The 12688-nt window shown below is 65.7% G+C and carries 9 protein-coding genes and 1 other RNA gene; 5 read left to right on the forward strand and 5 right to left on the reverse strand.

All coding sequences use genetic code 11. The features are described 5' to 3' along the window. Positions 1-7: 7 nt before the first annotated feature. Positions 8-1642 (forward strand): ABC transporter permease, encoded by a 1635-nt coding sequence (locus Q4543_RS00760; RefSeq protein WP_303435886.1) that lies wholly within the window; start codon positions 8-10, stop codon positions 1640-1642. Then, complete coding sequence (locus Q4543_RS00765; RefSeq protein ID WP_303435810.1) at positions 1635-2270, forward strand: ATP-binding cassette domain-containing protein; 636 nt, start codon at positions 1635-1637, stop codon at positions 2268-2270. The genes Q4543_RS00760 and Q4543_RS00765 overlap by 8 nt, the downstream gene beginning before the upstream one ends. Here Q4543_RS00765 and Q4543_RS00770 read toward each other — a convergent pair. Continuing rightward, positions 2254-2730 carry an SRPBCC family protein gene (locus Q4543_RS00770; RefSeq protein ID WP_303435811.1) on the reverse strand — a complete coding sequence of 159 codons (477 nt, stop codon included), beginning with the start codon at positions 2728-2730 and terminating at the stop codon, positions 2254-2256. The genes Q4543_RS00765 and Q4543_RS00770 overlap by 17 nt on opposite strands. 59 nt (positions 2731-2789) lie before the next feature. Beyond that, positions 2790-3752 (reverse strand): NAD(+) diphosphatase, encoded by a 963-nt coding sequence (gene nudC / locus Q4543_RS00775; protein WP_303435812.1) that lies wholly within the window; start codon positions 3750-3752, stop codon positions 2790-2792. 946 nt (positions 3753-4698) lie between these two features. Between nudC and ffs the strand changes: the two genes are divergently transcribed. Next, an RNA gene (gene ffs / locus Q4543_RS00780) (signal recognition particle sRNA small type) lies at positions 4699-4797 on the forward strand. A 41-nt stretch (positions 4798-4838) separates the two neighbouring features. Here ffs and Q4543_RS00785 read toward each other — a convergent pair. Further along, positions 4839-7079, reverse strand: a complete 2241-nt coding sequence (locus tag Q4543_RS00785) for an ATP-binding protein (RefSeq protein WP_303435813.1) — start codon at positions 7077-7079, stop codon at positions 4839-4841. A 112-nt stretch (positions 7080-7191) separates the two neighbouring features. Between Q4543_RS00785 and Q4543_RS00790 the strand changes: the two genes are divergently transcribed. Beyond that, complete coding sequence (locus tag Q4543_RS00790) at positions 7192-8541, forward strand: extracellular solute-binding protein (protein WP_303435814.1); 1350 nt, start codon at positions 7192-7194, stop codon at positions 8539-8541. Positions 8542-9086: 545 nt separating this feature from the next. Here Q4543_RS00790 and Q4543_RS00795 read toward each other — a convergent pair. Further along, the gene (locus Q4543_RS00795; RefSeq protein WP_303435815.1) at positions 9087-9599 is read right to left on the reverse strand and encodes a protein-tyrosine phosphatase family protein; all 513 of its coding nucleotides are present in this window, start codon (positions 9597-9599) and stop codon (positions 9087-9089) included. 334 nt (positions 9600-9933) lie between these two features. Between Q4543_RS00795 and Q4543_RS00800 the strand changes: the two genes are divergently transcribed. Beyond that, the gene (locus Q4543_RS00800; RefSeq protein ID WP_303435816.1) at positions 9934-11682 is read left to right on the forward strand and encodes a DNA polymerase III subunit gamma/tau; all 1749 of its coding nucleotides are present in this window, start codon (positions 9934-9936) and stop codon (positions 11680-11682) included. 1 nt (position 11683) lies between these two features. On the opposite strand, the gene Q4543_RS00805 is transcribed toward Q4543_RS00800, so the two are convergent. Next, a complete protein-coding gene (locus Q4543_RS00805) occupies positions 11684-12577 on the reverse strand; it encodes an NAD(P)-dependent oxidoreductase (protein WP_303435817.1) in 894 nt (297 codons plus the stop codon). Positions 12578-12688: the final 111 nt, after the last annotated feature.

The raw sequence follows: 12688 nt of genomic DNA on the forward strand, positions 1-12688 counted from the left end.
CCTCGTGATGCTGCTCGGCCCTGTCGCTGCAGGGCTTGCGGGCACGCTGCTGCCCGCCATCGGCGTGATGCCGGCGCTTGGCGCGCACCAGCCGGGGTTTGGCCCGGTCTCGGACCTGCTGGCCTGGCCCGGATTGCCCCGCGCCGCCGGGCTGAGCCTGTGGACGGGCCTTGTCTCGACGCTGCTGGCGCTGGCGCTGTGCTTTTCGATCTGCGCCGCATGGCATGGCACGCGGGCCTTCGTCTGGCTGGAACGGGCGCTGGCACCGCTGTTGTCACTGCCCCATGCCGCGGCGGCCTTTGGCCTTGCCTTCCTGATCGCCCCGTCGGGCTGGATTTCCCGGCTGATCGCCCCCCTTGCAGGCTGGGAGCGCCCGCCCGACGTGCTGATCCTGCAAGATCACGCCGGGTTGGCGCTGATCGCCGGGCTGGTGCTCAAGGAGCTGCCCTTCCTGCTGTTGATGAGCCTTGCCGCCCTGCCCGCGCTGCGCCCCGGCGAAGCGCTCGCCACCGCGCGCACGCTGGGCTACGGGCGGATGATGGGCTGGGCCAAGACCGTGCTGCCCCGGCTTTACCCGCAGATCCGCCTGCCGGTCTACGCCGTGCTGGCCTATTCCATGAGCGTCGTCGACGTGGCGATGATCCTTGGGCCGGGCGCGCCGCCGACGCTTGCGGTGCAGGTGCTACGCTGGATGAGCGACCCCGATCTGGCGCTGCGGCTGCGCGCCGCCGCCGGGGCGCTGCTGCTGCTGGCGCTGACCCTTGGCGCGCTGGGGCTGTGGCGGCTGGGCGAAAACATCACGCGGCGGCTGGCGCAAGGCTGGCTGACGGCGGGCTGTCGCGGTCGCCGAGACGCCGCGCCGCGCGCAATTGCGCTTGGCACCGGGATGCTTGGCGCCGGGGCGCTGTTTGCCGGGCTGGGGCTGCTGGCGCTGTGGTCGGTGGCCGGGTTCTGGGGCTTTCCGGCGCTGATGCCGAGCAGTTTCACCGCGCAGGGTTGGCAACATGCTCCGCTGGGCCCCGCCGCTGAAACCGCCGTGATCGCCGGCGCCGCCACCGCCATCGCACTGGCGCTGACACTGGCCAGTCTCGAAGCGGAATCCCGGTTCGGCCTTGTTCCCGGCGCCCGCGCGCTGGCGCTGCTGTACCTGCCCCTGATCATCCCGCAGATCGCCTTTCTGCCCGGCTTGCAGGTGCTCGCCCTGATCAGCGGCATCGACGGCACCCGGGGCGCGGTGATCGCGGCGCATGTGGTGTTTGTGCTGCCCTATGTCTTCTTGTCCCTGTCCGACCCATGGCGCGGCTTCGACCCAAGGCAGGCGGCGGTGGCGCGGGCGCTTGGCGCTTCGACGGCGCGGGTGTTCTGGCGCGTGCGCCTGCCGATGCTGCTGCGCCCGGTGCTGACGGCAACGGCGGTCGGCTGCGCTGTGTCGGTCGGACAATACCTGCCAACGCTGCTGCTGGGCGCAGGCCGCGTGCCGACGCTGACCACCGAGGCGGTCGCGCTCGCCGCCGGAGGCCAGCGCCGCCTGATCGGCGTCACCGCGCTGGCGCAGACCGCCGCCGCCTTCCTGCCCTTTGTTCTGGCGCTGGCAATTCCGGCGCTGGTGTTCCGCAATCGCCGGGAGATGCGACATGGCTGACACTCTGCATCTGGACCATCTTCGCATCGCGCAAAACGGGCGCGAAATGCTGCGGATCGACGCAACCATCGCGCCCGGCGAGGTGCTTTCGGTCATGGGGCCGTCGGGCATCGGCAAGTCGACGCTGCTTGCGGCAATCATCGGGATGCTGCCCAAAGGCTTCAAGCTCGACGGTCGCATCCTGCTGGGCGGGGCCGATATCGCCCCCCTGCCCCCGGAGCGCCGCCACATCGGCATCCTGTTTCAGGATGCGCTGCTGTTTCCGCATCTGTCGGTCGGCGGCAATCTTGCCTTTGGCCTGCCCCGCGGCGGCAACCGCAAGCAGCGCGTAGCCGAGGCGCTGGACAGCATCGGGCTGCCCGGGTTTTCAGATCGCGACCCCGCCACCCTGTCGGGCGGGCAAAAGGCGCGCGTGGCGCTGATGCGGGTGCTACTGTCACAGCCGCGTGCACTGCTGCTGGACGAGCCGTTCTCGCGGCTCGACACCGAATTGCGGGCGCAGGTGCGCGACATGGTTTTCACCCGAGCCCGCGCCGCGCAACTGCCGGTCTTGCTGGTCACCCACGACAGCGAGGATGCCCGCGCCGCTGAAGGCCCGGTGCTGACTCTGGTCAGGCCTGACGCTTGAACCGCTTTTCGATCTCGGTGGCGTAGTTGGCAATCGCAACCTTGAAACGCTTCTCGATGGTGCCGCGCGCCAGCTTCAGCGACTGCACCAGAAGCCGCGCCGAAAGCGTCTGGGGCTGAAGCTCGACGCTGATGCCGATCCGGGTGCGCGTGCGCGACAGCGCGACGAACTCAACCGTTGTCAGGGTTCTCAGCCCGCCCGCTGTGGTGGTGTAGACCATCGTGTTCGGCGGATCATAGCGCGTCAGATCGACCTGCGCCGACCGGGCCTTGCCACGAAAGCGAAAGCTCGCCAGCCACGACTTGCCGCCCTCAGGGGTCGGCGCGATATCATCGGGCGTCAATCGCGTCACCTCGACCCCGTGCCGCATCACCTGCCGTTCGAGCTGTTCGAAATTCGACGCAAGCGCAAACACGCGATCCAGCGGCGCCTCGATATCTTCACGGGTGGAGAAATCCATGTCGGTCCTCGTGCTGTCCAGTCTTCATAGCAGTGCCCGCGCGGGGCGCGGATGTCCACTCAGTCAAGCCGGTCCGCCAGCCAACCGCGCAGCAGGAAATGCGCAATGGATCCCTTGCGAGCGGGAAACAACGTCGGATCCTCGCCGGCAAAGGCACGCGCAAGATCCTCACGGCTGATCCAGCGGGCGGCCTCGATCTCGTCAGGGTCGATGGTGATCTCGCCCGGTTCGGCCACGCCATGGCAGCCGATCATCAGCGAGGCCGGGAATGGCCAGGGCTGGCTGGCCAGATAGCGCACGGCGCCAACGCGAATGCCGGTTTCCTCGAAAGTCTCGCGGCGCACTGCCGCCTCCACCGTCTCGCCCGGCTCGATGAAGCCGGCAAGGCAGGAATACATCGCCTCGGGCCAGCCCGGAGACCGCCCGAGCAGGCAGGAATTGCCCCGCGTGATCAGCATGATCACCACCGGATCGGTGCGCGGAAAATGATGTGTGCCGCAGGCCGGGCAGGTGCGCTGCCAGCCTGCCATCACCGGCTCGGAGGCCGCGCCGCAGCGGGCGCAAAAGCCGTGGCTCTCGTGCCATGCAAACAGTGCGCGGGCGGTGGCGGCAACCTCGGCGTCGCGGGGCGTCAGCTGCATCAGCATGGCGCGCGGCTCGGCAAAACGCTCGCCCTGCGTGCAGGCCGGGTGATGCTGTTCGCTCTGGTCGGTAAAGCCCGAGACCTGCGGCGCATCCGCGCCCGGCTCCCAGCCAGACAGGTCGCGCGCGAACAATGCGCCCCCCTCGAAGCCCAGAAAGATCTGCGGGCCAGAGGTTTGCGCCAGCATCGGGTGATCCATCGGCAGGCGCACCACGCCGCGCGCGTTATCCCCGGCGACAAGGATCTTGCCCCGCCAGACCACGATGCAGCGGCTGGCCGGATCCTGCGCATGTGCCGCCAAAGCTGGCACATCCCGGCGAATCGCCGCCGCGCGGTCCAGCCCCGATCCTCCGAACGTCACCGTTTCTGCGTCTTTCATCCTCTTTCCCCCACCATTTCTGGTCAGGCGGGACCTGACAGCATTCTGCAACGATGCGCAATCCCAAGGCAAATAGGGTTCACGACAGTATTTTACGTTTGGCCATGCGATCGCTCGGGCTGTTCCGATCAGGGGCATCTATTGGGCTGAAGATGCGATGCGGCGAGCCGCACCAGAGCCGCCATTTCGAAAACGAAGCAGTCGATGACACTGCGTCCCCCACAGACCCTGACCCGTCGCTCCGTCCTGTCCGGGTTCGCCGCCGGGGGAGCGCTGATTGCGCTTCAGCCCTTTTCGACTTTCGCGCTTGGTGGTCGGCCCATCTGCGGATCATAAAGACAGCTGGCCATCGCGTGCATGTCTATCCGTGAGGTTTCTGGCACAACACAGTGCGGGCGGTGAAGACCCGCGGCGCGCCGCTGAACGACTGGCCTGAGCCCCCGGCGGGCAGCGTCAATCAAGGGAGGCCCGGCGCGCAGGATGCGGCGCTGCTCACCCCCGACGTCCCGAGCAAAAAATCGGCGCAATCGACAGGCTCCGCTCCGAAAACGGCCGACCGCGTCCGATGACATACGACAGCAACGGCAAATTGCTTGTGGCAGATGCAAACCGGATCACCGAGATGATCTTTGGCAGCGCCCCCAACGCCCCCGGTCGCCGCCACACCATCGTGTTCGAAGGATCAGACATCACCCGCGCTGTCACGCGTCAAGCGGGGCACCAGAGCCCCCGAGGCAGACAACAACCGGCGTCTGATCCCGCTGCCCGGCACCAAGTTGCTGTTGCAACCGGCGCGGCTGTGCGTGGCCATGCCGCAACGATGCATGGATTGACGCTGGCCGAGGCAGGCTGGAAAGGCGAAGGCCTGCTGCTTTATCGTATTTCGCCTTGGGACGCTTTGGACGAAGGGCTTGCGAATCCCGCCCATGGCCCTTAGATGACCCCTTGAGAGGTTGGCGCGGGCAGGCACCTCGCCAACCCGGTCAGGTCCGGAAGGAAGCAGCCGTAACGAGCCCCGCTTGGGTCGTTGTCCAGCCTCTCACCTAGCACACTGATTTTCGATCCCTTATCCGGACGTTCATAGGGTCAGCCGGCCTGACGCCTCGGATGTACCACGCCAGCGCGTGGCCATATGAACCTGAAGGCTGTGCCGCGCCCTGCCCCCGAGCGAATCTCGAGATGCCCGCCGCGCAGCTCGACGTGCCGCTTGACCATGGCCAGCCCCATGCCGCTGCCTTCCACCTGATCGCGCGGTTTCAGCGTTTCGAACATCCTCAACACCCTTTCGTGGAATTCGGCCGGGATGCCCGGCCCGTCATCCGCCACTTCGAACAGCAGCAGATCGCCCAGCTCCTCCGCCGAGATACGGATCTTGCCTTGCGCGCGGTCGTGATGCTTGACGGCATTCGAAACAAGGTTCAGCAGCACGTTCTTAAGCGGCATCACCTGCACCGGAAGCGCCTTCAGACCATCGCTGGTCTCGACCTTGAATCCGGGGGGAATGTCACACAGGCCGACAATCTCGGCGACCAGTTCGGCACCGGGCACAATCTCGGACCCGATGTCATCGCGGCCGATCCGAGAATAGTCGAGAAGATCGTCGAGAAGGCGTTTCATCCGGTTCATCCGTCCGCGCATCATTTCGAAGTTTCTGGCCGTTTCCCCGGCGATATGGCCGTCCAGATCCTCTTCCACCCATCCCAGCATGTTCTCGATCGCCCGCAGCGGCGCCTTCAGATCGTGCGACGCCGCATAGGCGAAGCTATCTAGATCCTTGTTCGAACGTTGCAGTTCGGCGTGGGCGGCGCGCAGGCGGGTCTCGGCCTCCTTGCGTTCTGACACATCGTGGCACACCGCAATGACGCCGCTCTTGGCCTCGGCCTCGATGCGGCGGACGACAATTTCGGTGTGCACCGTCCGGCCATCGGCGTGCCGGATCGCCAGATCACGAACCAGCGGCGCGTCAATGGCCACCGGCAGCAACAAGCGCTGCTCTGGCGGAGTGATGGAGGACAGCAGTTTCTCGGCGTTCTGGCCCAGCAGCTTGTCTCGCGCCACACCGAGCGTGTCTTCCATGACCCTGTTCACCCGCGTGATCAGCCCATCGGAATCCATGGTCACAATGCCGCTCGGCGCGTTTTCCAGGATCGTGTCAAGCGTGGCATGGGTCATTGCAAGTTCGCGCGTCGTGATGCGCAGGGTCTCGACGGCGGTTTCCAGCACCCCGACCTCATCCGCCGCCGATGGGGGCGACGGACGGCTGTAATCCCCCCGCGTCATGGCGCCAAGCCGCGTGATAAGCCGCTCAAGACGCAGGAACAGGTTCCGCTCGATCAAACGCCAGAAGATGGCGATGCCGAACACCCAGATAAAGATCGTCATGAAGAAATCGACCCGGCGCATGGCCTGCGTCATCGACCGGTTCTCGAGCGCGAGGGCCTGAAGCTCGCCGACAACGCCCAGCGTACCGTCTTCGGTCACCGCCACAAGCGCGTCGAGTTGTTCGGTTGCCTTTGCCTCGCTGGCAAGATGGGTGCTGTGGGCCTGCGTCATCTGCTTGATCAAGGGAAAGACGCCGCCTTGCGCGATCATGGTTTCCTTGAAGGCGATGACATCCGCAACCAACGCCGTGCGACGTGCCGAAGGGCGCATCTTTGTCAGCTCGTTCGATATGGTGCTGACCTCGCGCACCAGTTGCAGCTTGGTCGTGTAGGCCTCTTCGAGGCCGAGATGAGGGATATTCACCACAAGCCGCCGCAAACTGCTGATCGAGGTGATCAGTTTCGAAATCGCCAGAAGTTCATCAACGCGCTCGCCCGGGAGCGCGTCGTCGGCACCGTTTTCCCGCAGACGGGTCAGCATGCCCCCGACATCCGCCTCGCGGGTTTCCAGGTGCCATGTCATGGTTTCAAGACGTCTGGATACAGCGTCGGTCATTTGGGCAAGCTGCGCGGATTTTTCCAGATACCCGCGCCGTAAAACTATGTTTTCAATCATAATTTCTTCGAGCCCATCAGCGTTCGGGATCGACAGGATCGTCGCCCTCCTGTGCAGGATCCCGAGCCGCAGCGCCAACGCATCAAGCGTTTCCAAGCTGGGCGCAACGCCGACCTGATCGCGCAATGTCGCGTAGCCCGACACCAGTTCCGGCATCTGGCGCGCCACCCAGATCATGCTGTCGGTCTTCAGCGACAGTTCCAGTGCGCTCACTTCGGTTTTTCTGAGATAATGGCTCTTGGCCCAGAAGGACAGCAGGCTCACCGCAAGCACAACCAGCATCAGGATCCGCAGATTCCAGAGCAGGGAATGTCGCGTGTGACTGGGCATCTCGTCGATCGTTCCGTTTGCAACCGTTGCGACCGGAATATCGGGCAAGCTGTTAAATCGATCTAAAGATTCCCCGCCCATCCTGCGAATTGAAGGCCTTTGGGAGAGCGCGGTGTTCAATCGACGCAAAGTGATGCAACTCACCGCCGGCGCGCTGGCGGGTGGGTTTGCCCCGGCGCAGGCGTCACCGCTCGGGGATCTGGCGGCAGGGCTCGGACGGGCGTTACGGGTGCTGGTGCCCGACGGCTCGCAGGCCAATGTCCGGTCCGTGATCGACAATTTCGAGGCGGCCCATGGCTACAAGGTCGAGATGATCGTGTCGGATCTTGACGATATCAATGCCACCCTCATGCTCGAGGCGATGCTGCCGGATCTTGGGATAGACGTCGCGCTGCCGGCGACCTTCGGCATCCCCGATCTGTCCGAGGCTGGCGCGATCCTGCCCCTGGATCACTTTGCCGCCGAACAGGGGATCTCGTCTCCCGGCGGGATCGGAGACCGCTTCGATGATCGCCTGTGGGGGTTTCAGACCGATGGTGACGTCTATCTGATGTTCTACAATCGCGACATGCTCGAAGATCCCCAGCACGGCGCGCACTATGCGGACACCACCGGAACGCCGCTTGCGATTCCGCAGACTTGGGAAGAGCTTGACCGTCAGATGGCGTTCTTCCATCGCCCGGAACAGGGGCGGTTCGGCGGCTGTCTGTACCGGACCGCGTCTTATGCGGCGTGGGAATGGTGGGCGCGACTTCATGCGCGTGGAGGAATGCCTTTCGATGACGACTGTCGCGCCGATTTTGCAAACGATGCGGGGGTTGGCACGCTGGAAGCGATGATTGCGGCCAGTCAGCATCAGACCGGGGCCGAGCTGGGCATGTTCGACAACTGGAAGAGGTACGACCGCGGCGATATCTACGCCGATATCGGCTGGGGTGGCACGCAGAAGGCGTTGCACCAGACCGGGGCGAAGATGCGCGGGCGCGTCGCAAACGGCCCCTTGCCGGGGGGAGAAGCCGGCGCACTCTCCTATTTCAACTGGGGCTGGAGCTATGTCGTCGCCCGGCATTGCAACGCGCCGGCCCTTGCCTACGAGTTCTGCGACTTCGCTGTCTCGAAAGGGCCGTCGGCAGACGCGGTTGCCGCGGTCGATGGCTATTTCGATCCGTTCCGCCCTGAACATTACGATGATCCTCGCATCATCGAAGTCTATGGCGCGTCCTTCCTGAAAGAGCATCGCAAGGCCATGGCGCGCCCGATCCCGGATCTCTACATCGGGCGGCGTCAGGAATACTGGGACAGCCTGACCATGTGGCTGCTGCGCACCCTCGAAGGGCATGTCGACCCTGCAACCGCATTGCGCAACGTGGCAGATCGGTGGGACAGCATCACGGAACGGGCATCACCAGAGCAACAGCGCGCCCGCTGGCACGCCTTGCGCGCAACCTACCCGCAGGTCTGAACCTGCGACGGTGCCGGCCGGCGCATGGAGGCCGACTGGAAGATCGCCCCCGGCGGCATCTCGCACCCCCTCGACAAGGTCGCGCAGAGACCTGCATGGATCGCTCCTTGATGCCACTGATGAGAGAATGGGCCAACAAGGTATTGAGCAGGCCTTACCCCTCGATGTAACCGCACCCCATCGCTATGGAATGAATAGATAAATTTGGATCACCTCTGCCCTGAAGATCCTCTTCGACCCAGCCCGCAGTGTTGCGGATGGCACGAAACCGCACCGTCAGATCCTGCGATACCGCATCGGCGAACGTGCCGTGATCGTGGGTCGACCGCTCAAGCTCTTCGCGCTAGCGCAGACCCCGAGTGAAGGCCGCATGCAGCCCGGCAAGAAGCTGCCTGTCGATCCGGCGCGGGCCAACCCAGCCGCACACGAGGCCGCATCGCCGCTTCATCCCGGGGCTGGGCGCGCGCCTATCCGCACGGGCTTTCGCAAGAGACATTGTCCTGAAGGTGATCCGTTGTCCGGCAAGGATCGCTTTGCGCGGGCGCTCAATCTTCGTGGCGCAGGAACCGCGCGGCATCGCGGCGGACCGAGACCGCCCAGCGCAACTGCGCAGCGGTCTCGACCGCGCAGGGCCGTACCGCACGCAGCCGCGCCAGCGCGTCATCGGGGGCCTCGCCCGCCTCGATCATCAACCGCAAGGCGAGCATGCCCGAGCGACCGCACCCGCCCCGGCAATGCACCAGCACCCGTCCGCCCCCTGCCAGAGCCTTCAGGATCGCCCGGCTCAGCACCGCCCAGCGCCATTCGAACGCAGCATCCGGCGTGCCGAAATCGACGACCGGAAGATGCTCCCAGCGCGCGCCATGATCGGCGACAAAACTGGCAAGACGCCCGGCGCCAAGCGTCTCGAACTCGGCAACGGTCACCAGCGAGATCACCACCGAAGGCCGCCAATCGGCCAGATGGCTCAGGTCTCCGGCCAGATCGCCATCCGCGCCGGGGATCGCCGAAATTGCGAGGATGCCCCCGGCAACCGGAAGCGCGTGGAGAATCGTCATTCACAGGCTCTTGGCGTTGAAGGGGTCACATGCGCCGATGCTGCCCGATTCGCAGCCCTTTGCGAACCAGCTTTTGCGCAGGCCCAGGCTGCCGTGGGGAAAGCCATGCGATTGCGGCCCCTGCCGCGCGGCATAGGATCGCCCTTCGGAAACGCCTTGCCGTCGGGCGGGAAATGGGACCGGCCCGTCGGCCCCGAATGTTACGCCGGAATGATCCGTCCCGGCCACAAGACACGACCCCCGGAGATGTTCAGCCGGATTCGCGCGGCAGCCGGTTTACCTCTGACCCTGCGGCGCATACCTTGGCCGGGTCCAGATGCCCGAAAGGCCCCCGATGTCCGAGCAATCGCCCAAGTATCAGGTTCTCGCCCGCAAGTACCGCCCCGAGACTTTTGCCGATCTCGTCGGGCAGGACGCAATGGTGCGCACGCTCAAGAACGCCTTCAAGGCCGGGCGCATCGCGCAGGCCTTCATCATGACCGGCATCCGGGGCACCGGCAAGACCACCACGGCCCGCATCATCGCCAAGGGCATGAACTGCATCGGCCCCGACGGCACCGGCGGGCCGACCACCGAACCCTGCGGAAAATGCGAGCATTGCAAGGCAATCATGGAAGGCCGCCATGTCGACGTGATCGAGATGGACGCCGCCTCCAACACCGGCGTCGGCGACATCCGCGAGATCATCGATTCCGTGCATTACCGGGCGGCCAGTGCGCGCTACAAGATCTACATCATCGACGAAGTGCACATGCTGTCGACCAACGCGTTCAACGCGCTGCTCAAGACGCTCGAAGAGCCGCCCGCGCATGTGAAATTCATCTTTGCCACCACCGAGATCCGCAAGGTTCCGGTGACGGTGCTGTCGCGCTGCCAGCGTTTCGATCTGCGCCGCATCGAACCCGAGGTGATGATCGCGCTGCTGCGCAGGATCGCCGATGGCGAAACCGCCGAGATCACCGATGACGCGCTGGCGCTGATCACCCGCGCCGCCGAAGGCTCGGCCCGCGATGCCACCTCGCTGCTGGATCAGGCGATCAGCCATGGCGCCGGCGAGACCGGCGCGGATCAGGTGCGCGCCATGCTCGGCCTTGCCGACCGGGGCCGGGTCATGGACCTGTTCGAAAAGATCATGCGCGGCGATGCCGCTGGCGCACTGACAGAGCTGTCCGAGCAATATGCCGATGGCGCCGATCCGCTGGCGGTGCTGCGCGATCTGGCCGAGCTGACCCATTGGATCTCGGTGGTCAAGATCACGCCGGACGCCGCCGAAGACCCCACCATCGGCCCCGATGAACGCACCCGTGGCCTTGCGCTGGCGGCGAACCTTGGCATGCGGGCGCTGACGCGGATGTGGCAGATGCTGCTCAAGGCGCTGGACGAGGTGGCGCAGGCCCCCAACGCCATGATGGCCGCCGAGATGGCAGTGATCCGCATGACCCATGTCTCGGAACTGCCCTCTCCCGAAGAGCTGATCCGCAAGCTGTCCGATACCCCGCCCCCGCCGCCGCCCTCGGGGGGCGGCTATGCGCAGGCCCCCGCCGGGACCAGTGCAATGGGCGCGCCGATGCCGACCCATGCCGCGCCCACCGGCCCCGTCGCGCAGCATGGCAACGCCGTGCGGGCGCTGGCCGCCGATCAGGCGCTGGCGCGTTATCCCAGTTTCGAGCATGTGATCGAGCTGATCCGCGTCAACCGCGACGGGCTGCTGTTGGCGCAGGTCGAACGGCATGTGCGCCTTGCCGCCTACCAGCCCGGACGGATCGAATTCACCCCGTCCGACGGTGCGCCCGCCGATCTGTCCCAGCGTCTTGGCGCCGCGCTGCAACGCTGGACGGGCAACCGCTGGGCGGTGACGCTGGTCAATGGCTGCGACACCCCGACGGTCTATGAAAAAGACCACGCCGAAGAGCTGGCGCTGAAGGCCAAGGCCGCCGCGCACCCGCTGGTGATGGCGGCGCTGGCAGTGTTCCCCGAAGCCGAGATCCTTGCAGTGCGCACCCCCGAGGCGATCCAGCAAGAGGCGGTCGCCGAGGCCCTGCCCGAGGTCGAAGACGAATGGGACCCCTTCGAGGAAGACTGACCTAAGCGCCCACCATATGGCGTAGCCCGTCTTCGAGCGCCACGCGCGGCGCCCATTGCAGCAGCGCCCGCGCGCGCGTAATGTCGAGCACGCTGGAGCCGACCTCGCCCGCTTGCGGCTCGTGCTGCAAATCGAGGCTGCCGCCCGCCACGCGCGGCAGCAGTTCCGCCAGATCGGCCAGCGATGTGCCAACCCCGGTGCCCACGTTCAGCACCGTGACCGGCCCGGGAACCTGCACCGTGCAGCAGCGCTCGACCAGCGCGCAGAAATCCGACACGTGGATATAGTCGCGCAGCGACGTGCCGCCGCCGAACAGGCGGAACGGTTTGCCGCTGCGCAGCGCGTCGAGCAGAATCGTCACCACGCCAAAGCTCGGCCCCGCAGTTTCGGCACCATAGACATTCGCCACCCGCAGGATGGTCAGCCGGAAGCCATAGCGTTGCGCCAGAAACGACAGACCCTGCTCCACCGCCATCTTCTGCAGGGCGTACCAGCTTTTCGCCGCCAATGGCGCGTCTTCGGGGATCGGCAGCTGGTCGGTGTCGCCGTACACCCCGGCCGAGGACAGGTAGACCATGTGCCCCCGCCAGCCCTTGGCCAGCAGCTTTTCGGCGAACCGCAGCTGCGGTTCGATCTCGCGGCGCGACAGTTCGGCGAAATCGTTGAAATGCACCCGCGGGCTGGGCAGCCCGGCGCAATGCACGATGGTCTCGCCCCTCGGGCGCGGCATCCAGCCGGCGGTCAGCACTTCGGGGGTCGATATCTGCCGCAGCCCCCGCCCGCTGCGCGGCAGCGGTCGCCGCGCGACTCCCATCGCATCAAAGCCCGCGCCATGCAGATGCGACAGGATTTCAAACCCCAGAACGCCGGAACTTCCGGTGACGTAAATGGTCATGCACGCTCTCTTTGTTCGCAGCGCATCAAGGCCCGATGCGCAATCATCCCAGCGGGCCACGCGGTCTGGCGGCCCGGCCTGATATCCGCCGCCCATCCGTCAAGCGCAGAG

Origin of the sequence: Salipiger sp. 1_MG-2023 (genome assembly GCF_030547555.1) — a bacterium.
Taxonomy (GTDB): domain Bacteria; phylum Pseudomonadota; class Alphaproteobacteria; order Rhodobacterales; family Rhodobacteraceae; genus Salipiger.

Coding starts and splice junctions, on each gene's coding strand:
- Q4543_RS00760 (WP_303435886.1), top strand. CDS start 8: ATGCTGCTCGGCCCTGTCGCTGCAGGGCTTGCGGGCACGCTGCTGCCC.
- Q4543_RS00765 (WP_303435810.1), top strand. CDS start 1,635: ATGGCTGACACTCTGCATCTGGACCATCTTCGCATCGCGCAAAACGGG.
- Q4543_RS00770 (WP_303435811.1), bottom strand. CDS start 2,730: ATGGATTTCTCCACCCGTGAAGATATCGAGGCGCCGCTGGATCGCGTG.
- nudC (WP_303435812.1), bottom strand. CDS start 3,752: ATGAAAGACGCAGAAACGGTGACGTTCGGAGGATCGGGGCTGGACCGC.
- Q4543_RS00785 (WP_303435813.1), bottom strand. CDS start 7,079: ATGCCCAGTCACACGCGACATTCCCTGCTCTGGAATCTGCGGATCCTG.
- Q4543_RS00795 (WP_303435815.1), bottom strand. CDS start 9,599: ATGACGATTCTCCACGCGCTTCCGGTTGCCGGGGGCATCCTCGCAATT.
- Q4543_RS00800 (WP_303435816.1), top strand. CDS start 9,934: ATGTCCGAGCAATCGCCCAAGTATCAGGTTCTCGCCCGCAAGTACCGC.
- Q4543_RS00805 (WP_303435817.1), bottom strand. CDS start 12,577: ATGACCATTTACGTCACCGGAAGTTCCGGCGTTCTGGGGTTTGAAATC.